The organism is Mesorhizobium sp. WSM4823 (assembly GCF_055811195.1).
The window spans coordinates 39,106-58,840 of record NZ_JBVVQL010000011.1; the positions used below are offsets into that span (position 1 = coordinate 39,106).

The following is a 19,735-nucleotide window of genomic DNA, read 5'->3' on the forward strand; positions in this document are numbered from 1 at the left end:
TCCGCCGGCATCATTCCTTGGAGATCTGGCCGACGAAGTTGGTGTCGAAGCTCGGGCCGAGCGCGAAACCCTTGAGGTTCTTGCGCAGGCCGGCCACTTCCAGCTGCTGGTGAACGATGATGAAAGGGCTGGTCTCGAGGATCTTCTTCTGCAGATCCTGGTACATTGCGGCGCGCTTGGCCGGATCCTTCTCGAGCAGGGCCGCTTCCGTCTCCTTGGTCAAGTCCGGAATGTCCCAGGCGTTGCGCCAGGCAAGCGTCTTGGTCTTGCCTTCATCCGAATTGTCGGGGTTGCTGGCGAAGGTCTGGGCGTTGGAGTTCGGATCGAAATAATCCTGGCCCCACTGGCCGATATAGATGTCGTGGTTGCGGGCGCGGTATTTGGTCAAGGTCTGCTTGCCGTCGCCGGGAATGATCTCCAGCTTGACGCCGGCCTGTCCCAGCGTCTGCTGGAACGATTCCGCCATGCCGGTCACCGGCTGGGTGTTGCGCACGTCCATGGTGACGCTGAAGCCGTCGGCCAAGCCGGCCTTGGCAAGCAGTTCCTTGGCCTTGGCGACGTCGAATTTGAACGGATTCTCGTCCAGCTCGCCAAGTACGCCTTTCGGCAAGAAGCTCTGGTGGATCTCGCCGATGCCCTTGAGAATGGTCGTGCTCAAGGCGTCGTAGTCGACCAGATATTTGAAGGCCTGGCGAACCTCTGGCTTGGCGAGGTTCGGGTTCTTCTGATTGAGGCTGATGTAGTAGACCGTGCCCTTCGGCGCGCTGGTGGTGGTAAGATCGGCATTCTTGGCAATGGCGTCGAGGTCGTTCGGCTCGAGATTGCGGGCGACGTCGATGTCGCCGGCCTCGAGCGCCAGGCGCTGGCCCGAGCTTTCCTTCATGTTGCGATAGATGACGCGGGCAAGCTTGGCTTTTTCGCCGTGATAATTGTCGTTGCGCTCCATGACGACGACTTCGTTGGCCCGCCATTCGCGCAGCTTGAAGGCGCCGGAGCCGGCATAGCCGGTCTTCAGCCAGGCATTGCCGAAGTCGTTGTCGTATTTATAGTCGTCGCTGGGCGTGACCGCGGCGACATGTTCCTTGACCACCTTGGCATCGACGACCGAGGCGACCGTTGCCGAGAGACAGTTCAGGACGAAGCTCGGCGCATAGGCCTTGTCGACGGTGAATTGGAACGTCGTGTCATCGACGGCCTTGGCCTTCTCGGTGACGTTGTCGCCATTGATGCCGAACTGCCCGATGATAAAGGCCGGGCTTTTGTCGAGCTTGATAACGCGCTCGAACGAATAGGCGACGTCGGCCGCGGTGATCGGATTGCCTGACGCAAATTTCAGGCCGGGCTTGAGCTTGAAGGTGTAGACCAGGCTGTCGTCGGAGACAGCCCAGCTTTCAGCGAGGTCGCCTTTGACCTTGGACGTATCGCTGAGATCGAGGCGGACAAGAAGATCGTAGGTGTTGCCCGTGACCTCTGCGGTCGACAGTTCGAAGGCCTCGCCCGGATCCATGGAGATGATGTCGTCGATGGCGAAACCCTCGACCAGCGTGTCGGCGGGCGTGACCGCAAGGGCAGGAGCACCGGCCAGAAGCAGCGCGGACATGGCCGCACCCGTAAGCAGGAAGCGGGTGCGTAGAGCAAGCTTTTCCATCATCATTTTAATTGTTCCCTGTTTTTGTTGACCTGAGTTCCCGGCTCAGGTTGCAGCGTTCTTTGCCTGGCCGAACGACGGCCGCCCCGGACCGTTGTCACGGCAATTTTTGTCCAGTTGGTCCATTACCATATCCGGCGGTTTCCAAGCCGGCAACGAGCATTTGCAACGCGGTTGGTTGGGCCGGGATCGGCTGCCATGGGACGCAGGGGTGATGCGCTACTTCAGCGCAGTGACCAGATCGGCATCGGGAAAACAGGTGGCGGCGCGGCCGTTCTTTGCCTGCCACTTGCCAATCGAGCGGCGCGTCTTGAAACCGGGCAGGCCGTCGGCGCTGCCGACGTCGTAGCCCTCGGCCTCCAGCGCCCGCTGCAGGGCGGCGATGTCCGACCTGTAGAGCCCGCCGACCGCACCCCAACCTCCGGAAAAACTGCTGTCGCCATTCGCAATGCGGTCAGCGCCGTGGCCGATGAAGAGGGCGTAGAGATCGCTGGTATTGTACTGCTTCAGCACGTAGAAATTGGGCGTGACGATAAAGGCCGGACCGCTGCGCCCGGCCGGCATCAAAAGAAAACCTTCGGCCTTCAACTCGCGCGCCGGAAACGGTCTAGCCGTGACACGCTTTATGCCCAGATCAGCCCATTCGGAGATCCTCTTGCCCTGGTCCGGACCTTCGAGCGAGCAGGGAACCGCCTCAGGCACAGTCACCTCGAAACCCCAGCCGCGGCCCTTCACCCAACCATAGTTGACGAGATAGTTGGCGATCGAGGCCAGCGTGTCCGGCACTGAATTCCAGATGTCGGCCCGACCGTCGCCGTCGAAATCGACGGCATGGTTCAGGAACGAACTCGGCATGAACTGCGGCTGGCCGAGCGCCCCTGCCCACGACGATTTCATCGCGCCGACCGGCGCCAGCCCACGCTCGACGATCTCGAGCGCCGCAATAAGCTCAATGCGGAAGAAATCCTTCCTGGTAGCCATGAACGCCTTCGTGCCCAGCACTTCGAAAGCGTCGTAAGGCATTTTCGCCGCGCCGAAGCCGCTCTCGCGGCCCCATATCGCCAACAGCACCTCGCCCGGCACGCCGTAGCGCTTCTCGATCGCGACCAGCGTCCTGGCATTGGCCGCCTTGCGCGTCCGCCCGCCTGATGTGACGGCGCGAACCGTCTTTTCGGCGAAATAGGCGCCGGGCGAACCGAACTCCGCCTGATGCTGCTTCTGCGGAGTCGTCGGCTTTTTGCCGGGCATCACCAGGTCGGGCAGTTTGAGGTTCGGCTTGACGCCGTCGAAGGCGGTATCGAAGATTTTTCTGGAGATGCCTTTGGTGCTGGCTTCGGGCCAGAGGTCATTGCTGAGCCAGGCGCGGAACTGGTCGTCGATTTTTGCAGCGGAAGCGGGGGTGACGAGGATGAGGGCAACGAGGGTTGCAAGGAAAATGACTATGTTCAATCGGAGAGGTTTGCGTTCCTTCCCACCCCCCTCTGTCCTGCCGGACATCTCCCCCGCAAGGGGGGAGATCGGCAGCTTCGATCTCGTCGCCAATCTTGCGACGTTGAAGATTGGCGAAAGCAGAAATGACGGCCAATCTCCCCCCTTGCGGGGGAGATGTCCGGCAGGACAGAGGGGGGTGGGACGGAGTGCAGCCACATCAGGAAGACCGTTCATCACAGATCCCTCCCTCCAACTGCCTCAAAACGCCGTCCGCGAGCGCAGCGCCGCGGCCAGCGTGCCTTCGTCGAGATAGTCGAGTTCGCCGCCGACCGGCACGCCATGCGCCAGCCGCGTCACCTTGATGTCAAAGCCGGATAGCTGGTCGGTAAGATAATGCGCAGTGGTCTGGCCCTCGACCGTGGCGTTGACGGCGAGGATCACCTCCTTGACCTCTCCGCCGGCGACACGGTCGACCAGCGAGCGGATGTTGAGCTGCTCGGGGCCGATGCCGTCGAGCGGCGACAGCGTGCCGCCGAGCACATGGTAGCGGACATTCATGGCGGCCGCCCGCTCCAGCGCCCACAGGTCGGCCACGTCCTCGACGACGATCAGCGTGCCAGCGTCACGGCGCGGGTCGGTGCAGATCATGCAGGGGTCGGACGTGTCGACATTGCCGCAGGTCGAGCAGATGCGCACCTTGTCGACCGCCTCGCTCATGGCGGCGGCAAGTGGCGACAGCAACTGTTCCTTCTTCTTGATGAGGTGAAGCGCGGCTCGCCTGGCCGAACGGGGGCCTAGGCCCGGCACCTTGGCCAGGAGCTGGATCAGGCGTTCGATCTCGGGACCGGCGATTCGCTTCGACATCGCATTGGTTTAGACCATGATCCCGAAAAGTGGAAACCGGTTTCGGAAAAGATCATGGTCAAACAAGAGGATAGAGCCCCATTCCGATTAAATCGGAGTGGATCAGGCTCTATGATTTTTCCGCGCGCTTTGGAACACTGCCGAGCGCAAGACCAGAATGCTGCTGCCGTCAGTATGCTTCCAGCGGCCGGGTCTGGCCGGCGATCATAGCGCCGATGGCGTCGGTGTTCTCTGGCGTCGATTCAAACGCCATTGTCGGCTCGGCCGAGGCGGCCGGAAACGAGGTGACAGACGGGGTGTCGGCCGTGCCGCCGAAACGGGACGCATCCGGCTCTTGCATCGCGACAAGGGTCGCCTTCTGTGGCGTCGCCTTCTCCAGAGTTGCCTTTGCCGGCTGCGATGCGACCGCGGTCACATAGGTTGCATCGGCGGATGTGGCAGCTCTGGCGGTTGTCGCCTTGGTGGCGCGTACCGGTGCAGCGGAGGCGACGAGCGTCGCCGGAGCGGTGGCTGCGGCCGCAGGCGCCCGCGGCGTGGCTTGTGCCACGGCGACCGTGGGCTCGTCGGGCAGCGGCTTCCAGTTGCGGCCGCGCTTCTCATAGAAGGCGTTGCCGCCGGCAACCATGGTGTAGTGCATGTTCTTGTAAGGGAAGCGCAGGCCGGCGGTGTGAAAGAACATGGTGTTCTTCAGCTTGGCCTTGCGCTCGCCCTTGAGCACCGCCTCGGCGGCTTCCTCGACATCGGGCATCGCCTTCGAATTCATCCGCCGCGTCATTACGCCCGGCGCGAACTGCCCGCGCTCGCCGACCACCTGACAGATGGTGTTGCCGTGCTTGCCGGAGCGCAGCCGGTTCATGACCACCGTGCCGACGGCAATCATGCCGTCACGGCTCGACCGGTTGGATTCGAAGAACATCGCGCGCTGGAGGCACTCCTTGTCCTTCGCTGTGTGACTGTAGGGCCGGGACCTGACGGCATCGGTCAGACTGGCGACGGACAGGCCGTGCGAGGTGGTCTGACTACAGGCGGCCAAAAACAGCGGAGAGGTGATGACGCCGAGCAACAACGGCGTCTTCCATCGGGTAGAGATCAACAGATATCCCCTCGTTTCTGCTGCCAGCCCGCCCAGGCTGCGGCAAGAATGAGACACTTTCAGGCAAAAAGATGGCTAAAGGGTTATTAAACGACGAGAGTGGCCAAATAGGCACATCTGGCGGCCAAATCTGGTCGGCAAGTGACGGTACGGGGCCTACCTGCCGGCCGGAACGGCGATCGGTTGCCCTGGTTCGGATTCGTCGAATTCCTCTGAGAACAGGCCGCGCCTCAGGAATAACGTCCGCGCTTCCCGTGCCTGGGGCGCAATCTGCCGAGGCCAGCCGCTCTCGATGAACTCGGCTTTGGTGAAGTCAGGGATCGCCGCGCAGGCAGCCTCCAGCAAATCGGCCAGTTCCAGCACCATCGCGCGTTCGTCCTTCGACAGGACTGACATGCCGGGTTCGACGGACGGGCGATGGAGGAAATCGTCGAAGAGATTGAAATAGCCGTTGATTCCAACGAGATTCACGCCCGCATCGCAGTCGGCCAGGATTTCCAGTATCTCATAGATCCGGTTTCGGAGGCGCTGCTCTATCAACCTGGCTGATGGCTCTTTGCTCATGGCGCCGCTGAAACGCTAAGTTCAGATCTAGAACGGCAGCTTCATTCCCGGCGGTATCGGAAGTCCCGCGGTCAGCGCCTGGGTCTTTTCCTGCATGATCTGCTCGACTTTGGCCCTGGCGTCATTGTGGGCGGCGAGAAGCAGATCCTCCAGGATCTCGACCTCTTCCTCTTTGAACAGCGACGGATCGATCTTCAGCGCCTTCATCTCGAATTTGCCGGTCAGCGTCACGCTGACCAAGCCGCCGCCGGCCTGTCCGGTGGCTTCCAGCGTGGCGATCTCGTCCTGCATGGCCTGGAACTTGGCCTGCATTTCTTTCGCCTTGCCCATCAGGCCGAGAAGATCTTTCATCGCGTGGTCCTCTAGATTGATCTGTATCAGGTTTCGTCGTCGTCTGCCGCCGGCTCGACCGGAACCTCGGCCTCGACCGCATCGGCTTCCGGCGCGTCGGGAATGCGCACATCGATGATCTTGGCGCCTGGAAAACGCGCCAGGATGGCGGCGACGGTCGGGTCGCTCTTGGCATCGAGGAGGGCGTTTTCGCGTTTGGTCGATTCCATCTCGGCCAGCGTCTGGCCGCCCTCTTCCTTCGACAGCGAGACCAGCCAGTTGCGGCCGGTCCAGGCGCGCAATTTGGCGGTCAGATCGTTGAGCAGCATCTTCGGCGCGTCGTCGGTCAGGCTGACGTCGATGCGGCCCGGCTCGATGCGCACCAGGCGTACGCAGCGCTTCACCAGCACCTTGAAGGCCATATCGCGCTGGACATCGGCAAGGGCGATGATATCGGCCAGCGATTTCACCGGCACCGGCGGCGCATCCGCAACCGGCTCCGGCGCCGGAACGAAGGCCGCCGGCATCGGCTCGGGTTCGACCAGCCGCATGGTCTGCGCGCCGCCATTGGCCGCCGGCATCCGCGTCTGCGCCACGGCGCCGGCGCCGCCGCCGTTGCTCGGACCAGCGGGACCAGTATTTGCGGGGCCAGCATTTGCCGGGCCAGAGCTTGCGGGCACGCCATTCGAGCGTGGCGCGCCATTCGGCACCAATGCTGCGCCCTCCAGCGATTTCAGCGCCTCGTCCAAAGTCGGCAGGTCGGCGGCATGCGCCAACCGGATCAGCACCATTTCGGCGGCGCTGACCGGCCGATTGGAGGACTGCACCTCGGGAATGCCTTTCAACAGCATCTGCCAGGTCCGCGACAGCACCCTGACCGACAGCGCCTTGGCGAAGTCGGCGCCGCGCCGCCGCTCGTCCTCGGACAGCGAGGCGTCGTCGAGGGCCGTTGGCACGAAGCGCAGCCGCGTGACAAGATGGTTGAATTCGGCAAGGTCGGTCAGCACCGCGGCCGGATCGGCGCCGGTGTCATACTGGTTGCGGAATTCGGCGAGGGCGGCCGCCACGTCGCCCTTCATCACATGTTCGAACAGGTCGACGATGCGGGCGCGGTCGGCCAGTCCGAGCATGGCGCGCACCGCTTCGGCGCTGACCGAGCCGCTGCCATGGGCGATCGCCTGGTCGAGAATGGACAGCGAATCGCGCGCCGAGCCTTCGGCCGCACGGGCGATCATCACCAGCGCGTCGTCGTCGACCGCAATGCCTTCTTTGCCGGCGATCGAGGAGAGATGCGCAACCAGCGCGCCGGCATCGATACGCCTGAGATCGAAGCGCTGGCAGCGCGACAAGACGGTGATCGGAACTTTTCTGATTTCGGTGGTGGCGAAGATGAATTTGACGTGCGGCGGTGGCTCTTCCAGCGTCTTCAGCAGGCCGTTGAAGGCTTGGGTGGAGAGCATGTGCACTTCGTCGATGATGTAGACCTTGTAGCGCGCCGACACCGGCGCATAACGCACGCGTTCGATGATGTCTCTGATGTCGTCGATGCCGGTATGGGAGGCGGCGTCCATTTCGATGACGTCGACATGGCGGCCTTCCATGATCGCCTGGCAGTGCTCACCCGGAACGGCAAGATCGACCGACGGCTGGTCGACGGTCGATGTTTTGTAGTTCAGGGCCCGCGCCAGTATGCGCGCCGTGGTCGTCTTGCCGACACCGCGCACGCCGGTCAGCATCCAGGCCTGGGCGATGCGGCCGGTGGCGAAGGCGTTGGTGAGGGTGCGGACCATCGGCTCCTGGCCGATCAGTTCGGAGAAATTCGCAGGACGGTATTTGCGCGCCAGAACGCGATAGGCAACCGCCTTTTCCGTTCCCGAATTTCCGGCTTCGCTCATTCGCCCGTAAAGCTCCAAGGGCCGCGCCTGCAGGCGGCCGATTCCTGCGCATAGTTTCGCCCGCAGGGCTTGGCGCCGTCAACGTCGCCAAAAAAAGGCGGGGTCGCCAAAAAAGGCGGGGTCGCCAAAAAAAGGCGGGGTCGCGGGAGAAAGGCGAAGGCGGGAGGCTGGAACAATGACCCGTTCCGGGCTCGTTAGGGCTGCTTCCTTCCGGACCTGACCCGGTTGGCGAGTGGACCGTCCACCACCAACCTCCCGCGCTCCATATCGGCAATTCGGCGATGAAATGCAAGGGCGCAGGATCAATCAGCCGGGATGGCGCCGAAAGCCGACATAATAAACCCGCCTCGGGGGCGGGTCGTCATCGCGGATGATTTGGGGCGGATGATTTGAACGGATCGTTGGCGCAAATCAGCACCATGGGCAAATCAATAGCATAACTGCCGTCACAAAGCAATGATTCGCTTGCGGCTCCCCGGCAGCCGCTCTAGCGTTCACTGGTTAAAAAAACACTGCAAAAGCGAAGGAAACGCCGATGTTGCCGGGCCTCAAGGCCGGATTCACGCTGGATGCTCGTCTGGAGACGGACAGCGAACAGTTGATGTGGCTCGGCCTATGCGAGTTGCGGGTGATGAACGACCGCCGCTGGCCGTGGCTGCTTCTGGTGCCGCAGCGGCCGGGGGTGGAGGAAATCCACGACATGACGCCACTCGACCAGACGATGCTGACCTTCGAGACCAACATGGTGGCGCAGGCACTGAAAAGGGTGACCGGCTGCACCAAGATCAACACCGGCGCGCTCGGCAACATCGTGCGCCAATTGCATGTCCACGTCATCGCGCGCTCGGAAGGCGATCCCGGCTGGCCAGGCCCGGTGTGGGGGCACGGCATGCGCGAGCCTTATCAGCGCGCGGACCTACGCCGGTTTGCGCAACAGATAAAGGCGGCGCTATAAGCCTGTCCCGTGTCCATCCTGAATCCAGAGTCTCCCATGAGCTTCCGCCTGTTTGACGCGCCTTTGCGCGAGCCGAGCCAGTTCGTCGGCTTCGCCGGCAATATGATCGATCGGCAATCCGAAAACCGCGCCGACGATTCCGTCGAAAAGGCGCTCGCCGACCCCTCAGCCAGGCTTTTGCTGATGCAGGGCGGACGCCTCTATCTGAAGCCCATAGGTGACGGCTTCGAACCCTGGTTCGGCGCTGAGGAAAGCCAGCCGCTCCAGGCGTCGCTCGACCATGGCGTCCTGCTCGGTTTTTCCGACAGCGGCCCGGTGCTCGCCGTGCCGGCCGGCATCGATCCCGAACAATTGCCGGAGACGATCAAGGCCATTGATTACCGCTCGGTCTACATGCAGGGGCTGATCGACGAAGCCGCGGCCGGCGCCATGGCGCAAGGAGCCGCGCTGCTCGCCTGGCATGCTAGCCATCGCTTCTGCAGCAAATGCGGCAGCGAAGCCGAGATGCGGGCCGGCGGTTACAAGCGGCTTTGCCCGGCCTGCGCCACTGAGCATTTTCCGCGCACCGATCCGGTGGCGATCATGCTGACGGCGACGCGCGAAAAATGCCTGCTTGGCCGCGGCCGGCATTTCGCGCCGGGCATGTATTCAGCACTTGCCGGCTTCATCGAACCGGGCGAGACGATCGAGGCGGCGGTGCGCCGTGAAACGCTGGAGGAGGCCGGCATCAGGCTTGGTCGGGTCGTCTATCATGCCAGCCAGCCCTGGCCGTTTCCCTATTCGCTGATGATCGGTTGCTTCGGTGAGCCGCTCAATGACGACATCCAGGCCGACCTCAACGAGCTGGAAGACTGCCGCTGGTTCTTTCGCGACGAGGTGCTCTCGATGTTGGCCCGCGAGCACCCGGGTGGCCTGGTCACGCCGCCGAAGGGAGCGATCGCGTATAACCTCATCCGCGCCTGGGCCGACAGCGCGGAAACCTAATAGGGGAGCAACAATGATCCGTCACACAGTGGTGTTCAGGCTGAAGCACAAAGACAGCTCGGCCGAGGAAGCAAAATTCCTCGCTGATGCGAAAAGAATTCTCGTGGCGATACCGGGCGTCGAAAAGTTCGAGCAGCTGCGGCAGGTCAGCCCGAAGAACGATTATCGCTTCGGCTTCTCGATGGAGTTCGCCGACCAGGCCGCCTATTCCCGCTACAACGACCATGCCGACCACGTCGCCTTCGTTCGCGACCGCTGGATCCCCGAGGTCGAGGCATTTCTCGAGATCGACTACGCGCCGCTGGGGTAGGATCACAGTTCAAACATTCCGGACGAGCAAGTTCGGCCCCACAGAGGACCTTTATCAGCCGGCCGGTGACTTACCGGTGAAAACCGCCAGTTGAGCGGCGAAAGCACGCTTATAGGCCGGTCGGGCTTCGCCGCGGGCGACATAGGCGGAGAGATTCGGATATTCGTCCAGCATACCCGATGTTTTCAACCTTAGCAGCACGTGCACCATCATTAGGTCGCCCGCGCTGAACGCACCGTCGAGCCAGTCGGCATCGCCGAGACGACCGGAAAGTTCACCCAGCCGGTCGCGGACACGATCCTCGACAACAGGCAGGCGCTGTTCGTGCCAGGTCTCGTCGCGCTCCAGGAGCACCGCGGTTTGGCGCTCAAGGATCGGCGGCTCCACCGTGTTGAGTGCGGCAAACATCCATGAGATCGCGCGCGCCCGGGCATTCCCATCATCCGGCAACAGGCCCGCATGGCGCTCGGCGATATGGAACACGATCGCCCCAGACTCGAACAGGGCGAGATCGCCTTCCTCATAGGTCGGAATCTGCCCGAAAGGGTGGAGTGCTCGATGCGCGGGTTCGTTCATCGCTTTGAACGAAACATGACGAACCTTGTAGGGCCGGCCGACTTCTTCCAGCGCCCAGCGAACGCGCATGTCACGCGCCAGTCCCCTTCCGCGATCGGGCGACTGTTCAAAGGCGGTGATGGTGGGGGTCATCGGCAGGCTCCGGATGATTGCATGACGCCATCGTGCGTGATGTCGTCGATTGAGATCAGTTTCCTCATCGCGTCGCGTCCCTCTTCGATTGTGGCAAGCAAAGGACGAATGTCGAGCCGGAATTCCGACATCTGGAAGCTGCTCGTCAATCGCGGGTGACCGCTGCAACGGAGGCGCGTAGCGCCTCGGCAAAGTCGGGATGGCCATAGAGGTCGTTATGGCCAGCCGCTATGGCGATGTGGCTGCGCAGATCACGGGCGGCCTCGCGCAGAGCTGCCGAGTGTGCTGCAGGAACGATGGTGTCGTTCTCGGCTATGATGACGGCCGCGGGCATATCGAGGTCGCGCAGCGATTCTGCCGCTTCCATGCGGTGCCGCAGCAGGAGGCGCACCGGCAGCCAGGGATAGTGGTGAGCGGCAAGTTCCTTCAGCGAATCGAAAGGCGTCACCATGACGACGCCGCGCAAGGGCCGAGCCGTCGCCAGATCGGCCGCAACCGCGGCGCCGATGCTAAGGCCGATGGCGACGATGCCGGCTTTGGCATCGGTGGCCGGGCGGTCATAGGCGCGTCTGGCGTCTTCGAACAGGGCGGAGGCCGACGGGCTTCCACTGCTCGGCCCATATCCGCGGTAGTGCAGCGCAGCGACCTCGTGTTCGGGGAATAGCTGGTGCAGCATGAGGGCAAGTGCGTCGGCATTCCAGGCATTGCCGGCGAATCCCAGCAGGAGCGGGCGTGGCTCCGACACTGCCTGCCTTGCCGGCAGGCGTACCAGAACGGCGCGCTCGCCATTCTGCGTCGCCAATTCGACATGGCGGGCCCCGGCCGGCAGATCGGGTCCAAAACCCGCAAGGCCGGCCGGAAAGATCAGCCAGGACTGAAGCATATACGCGACGGCGACAACGACCGCATAAAATCCAGCGGCTGCGAGCGCCAGTTTCAGGAGCCACATCGCAGGAATGTCGCCCGGCGCTTCTCACCTGGCAAGACGCCAGATTCAGGACGCCGGCAGACGTCCGTCGATTGAGCACCTCGGCTTGGGTTGAGGGCCGTCACTGATCGGCCAACCAGCGAAATGCGCGACGGAGAAACGCCTGTCCGTCATCGGTGATTGGGTTGCCGTGGGCTATCAGCACCCTCTTCGTCGGCCATGCCAGAATGCGTTGGAGGGCTTCGCGAGCGGCGCGTCGGTTGGTGAATGCGACGCGAAGTTTCCGAGGCACCGATGGTTCGCTGGCGACCATCAGGTCCAGTCGGGCAATGAGCGCTCGCCAGCCTTTGAACCAATTGGGCGGAAAGTGCTGAAGCAAATCGGCGAAGATCGCTGTACCACTTTGCCGGTGAAAGAAGACGACTTCGGTTGTTATCCTATTTCCCCACATGACCACTAGGTCGATCTCATTCTCCCATGCCGATATCGGGGTATCGCTGAGGTCACCGTCAAACGCGACGTCTTTGCGCTTCTCTCGCAGGCCCGGAGGCGCATAGATCTTGGCCTCGGGATAGGCCCTTTGCCAGTCACCGAGGAATGTGTGGTGAAGGGAATTGGGAGGAACCAGATGGCGCACAGTGCCCAACGCCTCCACCTCGGCGCCAAGTTCCTTCGAAAGCTCTACCGGCGACCACAGGACCAGATCGCCGCCGGACAATCTGATGACAGCCATGCGCGTGGGATAGTGAAACCCCGCCGCGGCCGTCACCGTCGGACCATCAGCGATCCAGATATCGCGACCAAATTCCTCTAGCACCGGAGCACTCCACGCTTATTTACACGTGTGTAAAATTATACTACTGTGTATAAATGGCAACGTTGAAACGCACTGACCGGTCGCGAAGTCTCATCCTCGACGCGGCTGACGAGGCGTTTCGGCAGCTGGGATTTGCCAACACCTCGATAGAGGAGATCGCGACGCGCGCCGGTCTGACCCGCAAGACGGTCTACAATCTCTTCGGCTCGAAGGAGGAAATCGCCCTGCGGCTCATCGCCCGCGTGGAGGCGGAGGACGCTGGCTATCGCGCCCGTATATCAGCAAACGAGGATGTTGTGGCTCTGCTCGAGCTGGTGTTTCTCGACAGCGCCCGCTGGTGCCTCGCCAATCCTTCACTTGCGAGGCTAGCACTCAGCCCTGCCGAGAGGCCGTCGCTCGAGCCGCCGCCCGACCGCCCTTCGTTCCAGCGGATCGTAAGAGATGTTCTGGTTCTCGGCCAGCGGCAGGGGATCATTCGCAAAGACGAAGATCCCAATTTCATGTCGCTGGTTCTGCTCGGGATTTTTGGACAGGCGATGCTAACATCTCTCTCGGCGGGATCGTTCAGCGAGCACGAGATCAGGCACATTGTCCGCATCGTCGTTGAAGGCATCGGCGAGCGATCCTTGCCCGGGTCCCGATGACCGATTTGTCCGCATCGCGACCGTTCGGCTAGGCGCAGCGGAAGCGCAACTCCAATGACCGCATCGAGCCCTATTTCCCTGGCTCGCGTGATATCGGATTTCGGAAAAGACCATGCTCAAACAAGGGAGCTAATCCGCCACCTTCCATTGCTCGCGGGATTCGCTGGCCGGATAGACGCCGAGAATTCGCATTTCGCGCGAGAAGAAGCGCAGCTCGTCAAGCGCCAGCTTCACCAGCGGATCGTCGGGATGGCCCTCGATATCGGCATAGAACAACGTCGCCGTGAAGGCGCCGAGCTGGTAGCTCTCCAGCTTGGTCATGTTGATGCCGTTTGTGGCAAAGCCGCCCATCGCCTTGTAGAGCGCGGCCGGCACGTTGCGGACGCGGAAGATGAACGTCGTCATCATCCTGGCTGCGGCGGAAGGACGTTCGGCCCATTGCTTGTTCTTGGTCAGCACGACGAAGCGGGTGACATTGCTGTCGGTGTCCTCGACATTCTCCTCGATGATGTCGAGCCCATAGAGCGTCGCGGCCAGCGCCGGCGCCAACGCCGCCATGGTGCGATCCTTCACCTCGCCGACCAGCTTGGCGGAACCGGCGGTGTCGCCGGCGACCACCGGCTTCCAGCCGTTCTTGCGGATGTATTTGCGGCACTGGCCGAGCGCATGGATATGGCTGTGCACGGTCTTGATCTCGTCGCGCCTGACGCCCGGCAAGACCATCAGCTGGAAATGGATCGGCAGGAAATATTCGCCGACGATGTGCAGCTTCGATTCCGGCAGGAGATGGTGGATGTCGGCGACGCGGCCGGCGATCGTGTTCTCGATCGGGATCATGGCGAGGTCGGCCTTGCCGGTCTCGACCGCGTTGAAGGCATCCTCGAAGGTCGGACACGGCAACCGCTCCATGTCAGGAAACATGTTGCGGCAGGCGGTGTCCGAATTGGCGCCCGGCTCGCCCTGGAAGGATATTCTATTGGTCTTTTCAGGCATGCCAAATATCTCGTTTGATCAGATATCGGGGTTGATCAAATATCTCGGGTTGAAAGGATGGTTCTGGCGCGTTCGAGGTCGTCCGGCGTGTCGACGCCGAACGGCGCCGACTGCACGATCTCGGCGTCGATGCGCATGCCGGCCTCCAGCGCCCGCAATTGCTCGAGCTTCTCGCGCCGTTCCAGCGGCGACGGCTTCAACGCGACGAAGCGTTCGAGTGCTGAGCGGCGATAGGCATAGAGGCCAATGTGATGATAGAGCGGCCCCTCGCCCCAAGGTGCCGTGGCGCGGGTGAAATAGAGCGCCCGCAGCCGCGTCTCCGACAGTGGCGAGCCGACGATCTTGACGACATTCGGATTGGCCTTTTCCTCGTCGCGGACGATCTCGATGCCGAGCGTGGCGATGTCGACCGCGGCATCCTCGAACGGCTTCAGCGCGGCATTGATGATCTCGGGGTCTATGGTCGGCAGGTCGCCTTGCACATTGACGACCGTTTCGACCTTGTGCCGGGGATCGAGCGTCGCCAGTGCCTCGAAGATGCGGTCGGAGCCCGATTCGTGATCCATCCGCGTCATGACTGCCTCGAAACCGTGCGCGCGTACCGCTTCGGCCACGCTTTGCGTATCGGTGGCGACCACCACCCGGCCAAGCCCGGCCTCGGCGGCGCGGCGCGCGACATGGACGATCATCGGAGCGCCGGCGATATCGGCCAGCGGCTTGCCCGGCAGGCGGGTCGAGGCCATGCGGGCCGGGATGAGGATAAGGGTGGACATCGGGTGATGAAGCGTTCGAAAAAGAGGATTGGAAAAGTGGCAAAAGGTCTCACTGGAAGCGCCCTTATAGGTGTTGCAACGCCAGAGCAAAAGACCTAGTTTCCGCCCGATTTGACCGCCTCGCGGGGTGGTTCACGATTACCGACGGACGGAGTGGACGGATCGGTCCGCCGGAAAAGGGAGCCTGGGGCGTATGGACTCTTTCGAAATCAACAAGCTGATCGGCGGGCTGCTCGGAACCGTGTTCGTCGTGTTCTCGGTCGGCATCGTGTCCGATGCGCTGTTCGCCTCCCCCGCCCCGGAAAAACCCGGCTTCGCCATCGAGGCGACCGAAGAACCTGCCGAGGGCGGCCCGGCAGCCCCTGCGGCAGAAGCCAAGCCGATCGCCGACCTCCTGGCCAATGCCAATGTCGAGGCAGGGGCCGCCGTGTTCAAGAAGTGCCAGGCCTGCCACTCCGGCGAAAAGGGCGGGCCGAACAAGGTCGGCCCCGATCTCTGGGATCTCATCGACCGTCCCGTCGCCGAGCATGCGGGCTTTGCCTATTCGGCCGGCATGAAGGAGTTTTCCAAGGACGGCGCCGAGAAGTGGACCTACGACAATCTCAACCACTTCCTCCTGTCGCCGAAGAAGCTCGTGAAGGGCACGGCGATGGGCTTCGCCGGCCTGCCGAAGGATGAGGACCGCGCCAACGTCATCGCCTATCTGCGCACGCTGTCGGACAGCCCGAAGCCGCTGCCTGCGCCTGGCGCTTCAGCCGATGCGGCTCAGCCCGCCGGGGGTGAGGCCAAACCGGCCGAAGGTGAAGCACCGGCCAAGCCCGCGGAAGGTGAAGCACCGGCCGCTCCCGCGCCAGCCCCTGCTGCTCCCGCACCGGCTCCGGCGCAATAACGCAATTGTCATGGCAACGTCCTAGAAAAGCCGGGTTCAGCCCGGCTTTTTTGTTAGGAAAAACGCATGTGCCGCGACAAAGCCGGCTTGTCGCGGTTTTCATAGGCGTCAAATGATCTAGATTGTCCGCTGACAGCTATCGCAAAGAGGAGAAGGCATGACGGTTGGCCGAACGTTTCTCAGATCGATGCTGGTTGTGGCGGCTTTTGCCGGCGGCCTGCAGGCAGCCTTCGCGGACGAATGGCGCACCACCTCGTCGCTGATCGGCGAATCCAAGTACGGCAACAACTTTCAGCGCTACGATTACGTCAACCCGGATGCGCCGAAGGGTGGCACGCTGAATTCGGTGACGCTCGGCACTTTCGACAGCTTCAATCCGTTCATTGCCCGCGGCACCCCTGCCGCGGGGTTGAATTATCAGGGCGGGCTGCTCTACCAGTCGCTGATGGCGAAGTCCCTTGACGAGGGTAGCACCAATCACCCCGAGATCGCCGAGGCATACAAGCACCCGGATGATTTTTCATCCGCGACCTATCGGCTAGACCCACGTGCCAGATGGCATGATGGCCAGCCGATCACCGTCGATGACGTGATCTGGTCATTCAATTTTCTGAAGGAGGAAAGCCCGCAGTTCAACCACTATTTCGCCAATGTCATCGAAGCGGTTGCTATTTCAGATCGGGAAGTCGAGTTCCGTTTCGACCAGAAAGGCAATCGTGAACTGCCGCAGATCATGGCGGATGTGGTGGTGCTGCCGAAGCACTGGTGGGAGGGCACCGACGCCAACGGCAAGAAGCGCGACATCACAAAGCCAAGCCTCGAAATCCCGCTCGGCTCAGGCCCTTACAAAATCGAGAGCTTCAAACCTGGCTCGGAAATCGTCTGGCGGCGTGTTCCTGATTTTTGGGCAGCCGGCCTCGGCATCAATGTGGGGCGCAACAATTTCGACCGCCAACGGTTTACCTATTTCCTCGACGACAATGCCGCCTGGCAGGCCTTCACCAAAGGCGGCTATCAGGACATTCGCATCGAGAATAGTTCCAAGAAATGGGCAACGGAATATAATTTCCCGGCCTTGAAGGCCGGTGACGTCATCAAGCGAGAATTCAAGGAGACATCCGGGCAGCCGATGCAGGGTTTCGCACTCAACATGCGCCGGCCGCAATTCCAGGATCGTCGCGTGCGCCAGGCACTGACACTGGTCTACAATTTCGAATTCATGAACCGTACCCTTTTTTATGGGCTTAACACCCGTACATCAAGCTATTTCGAGGGTCAGGATCTTGCCTCTTCAGGCTTGCCTACCGGCAAGGAACTGGACATTCTCGAGCAGTATCGGGACAGGCTGCCGGCCGAGGTGTTTACCGACCAGTTCAAGCTGCCTGTCTATGATACGCCTCAGGCGGAGCGGCAACATCTGCGCCAGGCAATCGCGCTGTTTGGCGATGCCGGATGGAAAATTGTCGACGGCAAGATGATCGAATCCAAGACCGGCGCACAATTCCGGATAGAATTCCTCGGCAACGATTCAACGGACGAGATCCTGTCGAATTCCTACATCGCTTCCTTACGCAGGATCGGCATCGATGCTTCGCTGCGCATCGTCGATGCGTCGCAATATATCAACAGGGTCACCAATTTCGACTTCGAGTCGATAACGACACAATTGGCCCAGTCTTCCTCGCCCGGCAACGAGCAGCGCGAGTATTTTGGCTCGAAAGCCGCCGACAGGCCAGGATCGCGAAATGTCATGGGCATCAAGGATCCTATCGTCGATGCGTTGGTGGAGCGTGTCATCTTCGCCACCGACCGCGACGACCTCGTCGCCGCCACCCATGCGCTCGACCGCGTGCTTTTGTGGAATTTCTACGTCGTGCCGCAATTTCATCGCTCGGTCGCCTGGGCCGCTTTCTGGAACAAATTCGGCATTCCAGAAAAGCAGCAAGGCTATTTCGGCGTCGATCCCGAGTCCTGGTGGATCGATGTAGACAAGGAAAAGGCGCTGGCGGCAAAATACAAGAGTGGCAATTGATGGCGGCGCTGCCCCGCCGTGACTTTCTCGCCCTTGGCACAGCAGCCGCCGCCGCCGCGCTGCTGCCCGGCCGGGCCTTCGCCGCCATCCCGACAGGCGTAAAGCTGCACGGTCTGTCGGCCTTCGGCGACCTCAAGTATCCCGCTGACTTCCCGCATTTCGACTATGTGAATATCGACGCGCCCAAGGGCGGCCAGATGAATTTCGCGCCGCCAAACTCCACCCTCAACCAGAGTTTCCTGACCTTCAACACGCTGAATTCCCTGGTGTTGAGGGGGGATTCGCCGCCACGCACCGAACTCTGTTTCGATTCGCTGATGACAAACGCACTCGATGAGCCGGATGCGGTCTATGGCCTGCTGGCAGAGTCCGTTACCTTGACGCCGGACCGCAATGGCTTCCGATTCAGCCTGCGGCCGCAAGCGCGCTTCCATGATGGCTCGCCGCTGACCGCTGAGGACGTCGCCTTCGCCTTGACGCTCTACAAGGACAAGGGCCATCCCAACCTTTCCCAAGCGCTTCGGCATATGACGGAAGCGGTCGCGGTCGATCCGGTTACCGTCGACCTCACCTTCAACGGCAAACAGTCAGCGCAGAATATCCTCGCGATCGTCGCAATGCCGATCGTGTCCAAGGCCTTCTATGCGGTCAACGAATTCGATGCCTCGACGATGACACCGCCGCTCAGTTCCGGCCCATACAAAATAGGGCGCGTGGTTGCCGGGCAGACGGTCGAGTATGAACGGGTCGCCGACTATTGGGGCAGGGATCTGGCTGTGAACCGCGGCCTCTATAATTTCGATCGCATCCGTATCGACTTTTATCTCGATCGCCAGGCAGCGTTTGAAGCCTTGAAAAAGGGGGACACGCATTTTCGCGAGGAATTTACCTCGCGGGTATGGGCGACCGGTTACGACTTCCCGGCGCTGAAGGACGGAAGGGTCGTCAAACGCGAATTTCCCGGCGAGAAAACGCCGTCCATGCAGGCTGTTGCGCTGAACCAGCGTCGGCCGCAATTCCGCGATGTGCGCGTCAGACGGGCGATCGCCAATTGCTTCGATTTCGAATGGACCAAGCGGGTTCTGTTTTACGGCGCTTACGAGCGCTCGCAATCGAACTTCGAGCGGTCGGACTACAAGGCCGAGGGGCCGCCCTCGCCCGAGGAATTAGCCCTGCTGGAGCCGTTCCGAGCCGAGTTGCCGCCGGAAACCTTCGGCGAACCGGTGATGCAGCCGGTCTCCGACGGTTCTGGACACGACCGCAAGCTGCTGCGCGAGGCTTCGAGACTGCTTGCCGAAGCCGGCTGGAAGCGAGCGGGCGAACTCGTCGTCAATCAAAAGGGCGAGCGACTGCGCGTGGAAATGCTGGCTGAGGACGATGGGCTCGTGCGGCTTTTCACCCCCTGGTCCGAGAATATGAGGACGATCGGAATCGACGCTTCGATCCGGCAGGTCGATTCGACGCAATACGAAGCGCGGCAGAGCAATTTCGACTTCGATTTCAACCTGCTCGCATGGTCGATCGGAGCGACGCCGACCGCCGACGGCCTGGAGATCCTCTATGATTCCCGGATGGCGAAAACGCCGGGACAGCGCAACTATCCCGGCACGGAAAGCAAAGCCATCGACGCGCTGATCGAGGCAGCAGGCAAGGCGCAGAGCCGGGTCGAACTTGTCACAGCGCTCAACGCGCTCGATCGGGTCTTGCGCGCGCGGCTAGACTGGATTCCAACATATTATCAGGCGAATCACCGCGTGGCCTATTGGGACATGTTCGGCTTTCCCGAGCAGAAGCCCGCTTTCGGCTTTCCGGTCGAGGCGTTGTGGTGGTTCGACAAGGACAAGGCGGCAAAGATTGGCAAAGCCTGAGATTTTCGC

The 19,735-nt window shown here is 61.8% G+C and carries 19 protein-coding genes and 1 other RNA gene; 7 read left to right on the plus strand and 13 right to left on the minus strand.

From position 1 onward, the window contains the following. Positions 1–10: 10 nt before the first annotated feature. From AC0L26_RS23535 to ffs, 8 genes are all read right to left on the minus strand, one after another. A complete protein-coding gene (locus AC0L26_RS23535; RefSeq protein WP_473634861.1) occupies positions 11–1,651 on the minus strand; it encodes an ABC transporter substrate-binding protein in 1,641 nt (546 codons plus the stop codon). Between the two features lie 216 nt (positions 1,652–1,867). Beyond that, positions 1,868–3,145 carry a lytic murein transglycosylase gene (locus AC0L26_RS23540; protein WP_473634728.1) on the minus strand — a complete coding sequence of 426 codons (1,278 nt, stop codon included), beginning with the start codon at positions 3,143–3,145 and terminating at the stop codon, positions 1,868–1,870. Between the two features lie 192 nt (positions 3,146–3,337). Beyond that, complete coding sequence (gene recR, locus AC0L26_RS23545) at positions 3,338–3,943, minus strand: recombination mediator RecR (RefSeq protein WP_473634729.1); 606 nt, start codon at positions 3,941–3,943, stop codon at positions 3,338–3,340. Between the two features lie 169 nt (positions 3,944–4,112). Beyond that, positions 4,113–5,036, minus strand: coding sequence for a cell wall hydrolase (locus AC0L26_RS23550; RefSeq protein ID WP_473634730.1), 924 nt, complete (start codon positions 5,034–5,036; stop codon positions 4,113–4,115). 156 nt (positions 5,037–5,192) lie between these two features. Further along, positions 5,193–5,600 (minus strand): hypothetical protein, encoded by a 408-nt coding sequence (locus AC0L26_RS23555; protein ID WP_473634731.1) that lies wholly within the window; start codon positions 5,598–5,600, stop codon positions 5,193–5,195. Between the two features lie 27 nt (positions 5,601–5,627). Then, on the minus strand, positions 5,628–5,951 hold the full coding sequence (locus AC0L26_RS23560) for a YbaB/EbfC family nucleoid-associated protein (RefSeq protein ID WP_473634732.1): 324 nt from the start codon (positions 5,949–5,951) through the stop codon (positions 5,628–5,630). A 26-nt stretch (positions 5,952–5,977) separates the two neighbouring features. Further along, positions 5,978–7,825: a DNA polymerase III subunit gamma/tau gene (locus AC0L26_RS23565; protein WP_473634733.1), complete on the minus strand. Its 1,848-nt coding sequence runs from the start codon at positions 7,823–7,825 to the stop codon at positions 5,978–5,980. A gap of 159 nt (positions 7,826–7,984) precedes the next feature. Next, an RNA gene (ffs, locus tag AC0L26_RS23570) (signal recognition particle sRNA small type) lies at positions 7,985–8,081 on the minus strand. Positions 8,082–8,360: 279 nt separating this feature from the next. Between ffs and AC0L26_RS23575 the strand changes: the two genes are divergently transcribed. Genes AC0L26_RS23575 through AC0L26_RS23585 form a run of 3 tightly spaced genes read left to right on the plus strand, consistent with a single transcriptional unit; the run spans position 8,361 to position 10,074 of the window. Continuing rightward, positions 8,361–8,780, plus strand: coding sequence for an HIT family protein (locus tag AC0L26_RS23575; protein ID WP_473634734.1), 420 nt, complete (start codon positions 8,361–8,363; stop codon positions 8,778–8,780). A 36-nt stretch (positions 8,781–8,816) separates the two neighbouring features. After that, positions 8,817–9,764, plus strand: a complete 948-nt coding sequence (gene nudC / locus AC0L26_RS23580) for an NAD(+) diphosphatase (RefSeq protein ID WP_473634735.1) — start codon at positions 8,817–8,819, stop codon at positions 9,762–9,764. A 13-nt stretch (positions 9,765–9,777) separates the two neighbouring features. Next, positions 9,778–10,074: a Dabb family protein gene (locus tag AC0L26_RS23585; protein ID WP_473634736.1), complete on the plus strand. Its 297-nt coding sequence runs from the start codon at positions 9,778–9,780 to the stop codon at positions 10,072–10,074. Between the two features lie 54 nt (positions 10,075–10,128). Here AC0L26_RS23585 and AC0L26_RS23590 read toward each other — a convergent pair whose 3' ends face one another. The 3 genes from AC0L26_RS23590 to AC0L26_RS23600 form a co-directional block, all read right to left on the minus strand. Continuing rightward, positions 10,129–10,782 (minus strand): glutathione S-transferase family protein, encoded by a 654-nt coding sequence (locus tag AC0L26_RS23590; RefSeq protein ID WP_473634737.1) that lies wholly within the window; start codon positions 10,780–10,782, stop codon positions 10,129–10,131. Positions 10,783–10,927: 145 nt separating this feature from the next. Beyond that, positions 10,928–11,731, minus strand: a complete 804-nt coding sequence (locus AC0L26_RS23595; protein ID WP_473634738.1) for an alpha/beta hydrolase — start codon at positions 11,729–11,731, stop codon at positions 10,928–10,930. Positions 11,732–11,831: 100 nt separating this feature from the next. Continuing rightward, positions 11,832–12,527 carry a DUF4336 domain-containing protein gene (locus AC0L26_RS23600; protein WP_473634739.1) on the minus strand — a complete coding sequence of 232 codons (696 nt, stop codon included), beginning with the start codon at positions 12,525–12,527 and terminating at the stop codon, positions 11,832–11,834. A gap of 53 nt (positions 12,528–12,580) precedes the next feature. Between AC0L26_RS23600 and AC0L26_RS23605 the strand changes: the two genes are divergently transcribed. Then, positions 12,581–13,171 carry a TetR/AcrR family transcriptional regulator gene (locus tag AC0L26_RS23605; protein ID WP_473634740.1) on the plus strand — a complete coding sequence of 197 codons (591 nt, stop codon included), beginning with the start codon at positions 12,581–12,583 and terminating at the stop codon, positions 13,169–13,171. Between the two features lie 129 nt (positions 13,172–13,300). Here AC0L26_RS23605 and AC0L26_RS23610 read toward each other — a convergent pair whose 3' ends face one another. Both AC0L26_RS23610 and AC0L26_RS23615 read right to left on the minus strand, forming a co-directional pair. Further along, a complete protein-coding gene (locus AC0L26_RS23610; RefSeq protein WP_352934148.1) occupies positions 13,301–14,164 on the minus strand; it encodes a prephenate dehydratase in 864 nt (287 codons plus the stop codon). Between the two features lie 35 nt (positions 14,165–14,199). Continuing rightward, positions 14,200–14,937, minus strand: coding sequence for a 3-deoxy-manno-octulosonate cytidylyltransferase (locus AC0L26_RS23615; RefSeq protein ID WP_352934150.1), 738 nt, complete (start codon positions 14,935–14,937; stop codon positions 14,200–14,202). A 193-nt stretch (positions 14,938–15,130) separates the two neighbouring features. Between AC0L26_RS23615 and AC0L26_RS23620 the strand changes: the two genes are divergently transcribed. The 3 genes from AC0L26_RS23620 (at position 15,131) to AC0L26_RS23630 (ending at position 19,726) form a co-directional block, all read left to right on the plus strand. Beyond that, positions 15,131–15,826, plus strand: coding sequence for a c-type cytochrome (locus AC0L26_RS23620; protein WP_473634741.1), 696 nt, complete (start codon positions 15,131–15,133; stop codon positions 15,824–15,826). Between the two features lie 157 nt (positions 15,827–15,983). Further along, positions 15,984–17,858 carry an extracellular solute-binding protein gene (locus AC0L26_RS23625; RefSeq protein WP_473634742.1) on the plus strand — a complete coding sequence of 625 codons (1,875 nt, stop codon included), beginning with the start codon at positions 15,984–15,986 and terminating at the stop codon, positions 17,856–17,858. Then, the gene (locus AC0L26_RS23630) at positions 17,858–19,726 is read left to right on the plus strand and encodes an extracellular solute-binding protein (RefSeq protein WP_473634743.1); all 1,869 of its coding nucleotides are present in this window, start codon (positions 17,858–17,860) and stop codon (positions 19,724–19,726) included. Before AC0L26_RS23625 ends, AC0L26_RS23630 begins: the two co-directional genes overlap by 1 nt. Positions 19,727–19,735: the final 9 nt, after the last annotated feature.

Excerpts from the sequence above, each read along its gene's own strand:
- recR (WP_473634729.1), bottom strand. The coding sequence starts at position 3,943 with ATGTCGAAGCGAATCGCCGGTCCCGAGATCGAACGCCTGATCCAGCTC.
- AC0L26_RS23620 (WP_473634741.1), top strand. The coding sequence starts at position 15,131 with ATGGACTCTTTCGAAATCAACAAGCTGATCGGCGGGCTGCTCGGAACC.
- AC0L26_RS23565 (WP_473634733.1), bottom strand. The coding sequence starts at position 7,825 with ATGAGCGAAGCCGGAAATTCGGGAACGGAAAAGGCGGTTGCCTATCGC.
- AC0L26_RS23585 (WP_473634736.1), top strand. The coding sequence starts at position 9,778 with ATGATCCGTCACACAGTGGTGTTCAGGCTGAAGCACAAAGACAGCTCG.
- AC0L26_RS23560 (WP_473634732.1), bottom strand. The coding sequence starts at position 5,951 with ATGAAAGATCTTCTCGGCCTGATGGGCAAGGCGAAAGAAATGCAGGCC.
- nudC (WP_473634735.1), top strand. The coding sequence starts at position 8,817 with ATGAGCTTCCGCCTGTTTGACGCGCCTTTGCGCGAGCCGAGCCAGTTC.
- AC0L26_RS23615 (WP_352934150.1), bottom strand. The coding sequence starts at position 14,937 with ATGTCCACCCTTATCCTCATCCCGGCCCGCATGGCCTCGACCCGCCTG.
- AC0L26_RS23535 (WP_473634861.1), bottom strand. The coding sequence starts at position 1,651 with ATGATGGAAAAGCTTGCTCTACGCACCCGCTTCCTGCTTACGGGTGCG.
- AC0L26_RS23555 (WP_473634731.1), bottom strand. The coding sequence starts at position 5,600 with ATGAGCAAAGAGCCATCAGCCAGGTTGATAGAGCAGCGCCTCCGAAAC.
- AC0L26_RS23575 (WP_473634734.1), top strand. The coding sequence starts at position 8,361 with ATGTTGCCGGGCCTCAAGGCCGGATTCACGCTGGATGCTCGTCTGGAG.
- AC0L26_RS23595 (WP_473634738.1), bottom strand. The coding sequence starts at position 11,731 with ATGTGGCTCCTGAAACTGGCGCTCGCAGCCGCTGGATTTTATGCGGTC.
- AC0L26_RS23540 (WP_473634728.1), bottom strand. The coding sequence starts at position 3,145 with ATGTCCGGCAGGACAGAGGGGGGTGGGAAGGAACGCAAACCTCTCCGA.
- AC0L26_RS23590 (WP_473634737.1), bottom strand. The coding sequence starts at position 10,782 with ATGACCCCCACCATCACCGCCTTTGAACAGTCGCCCGATCGCGGAAGG.
- AC0L26_RS23625 (WP_473634742.1), top strand. The coding sequence starts at position 15,984 with ATGACGGTTGGCCGAACGTTTCTCAGATCGATGCTGGTTGTGGCGGCT.
- AC0L26_RS23605 (WP_473634740.1), top strand. The coding sequence starts at position 12,581 with ATGGCAACGTTGAAACGCACTGACCGGTCGCGAAGTCTCATCCTCGAC.
- AC0L26_RS23630 (WP_473634743.1), top strand. The coding sequence starts at position 17,858 with ATGGCGGCGCTGCCCCGCCGTGACTTTCTCGCCCTTGGCACAGCAGCC.
- AC0L26_RS23610 (WP_352934148.1), bottom strand. The coding sequence starts at position 14,164 with ATGCCTGAAAAGACCAATAGAATATCCTTCCAGGGCGAGCCGGGCGCC.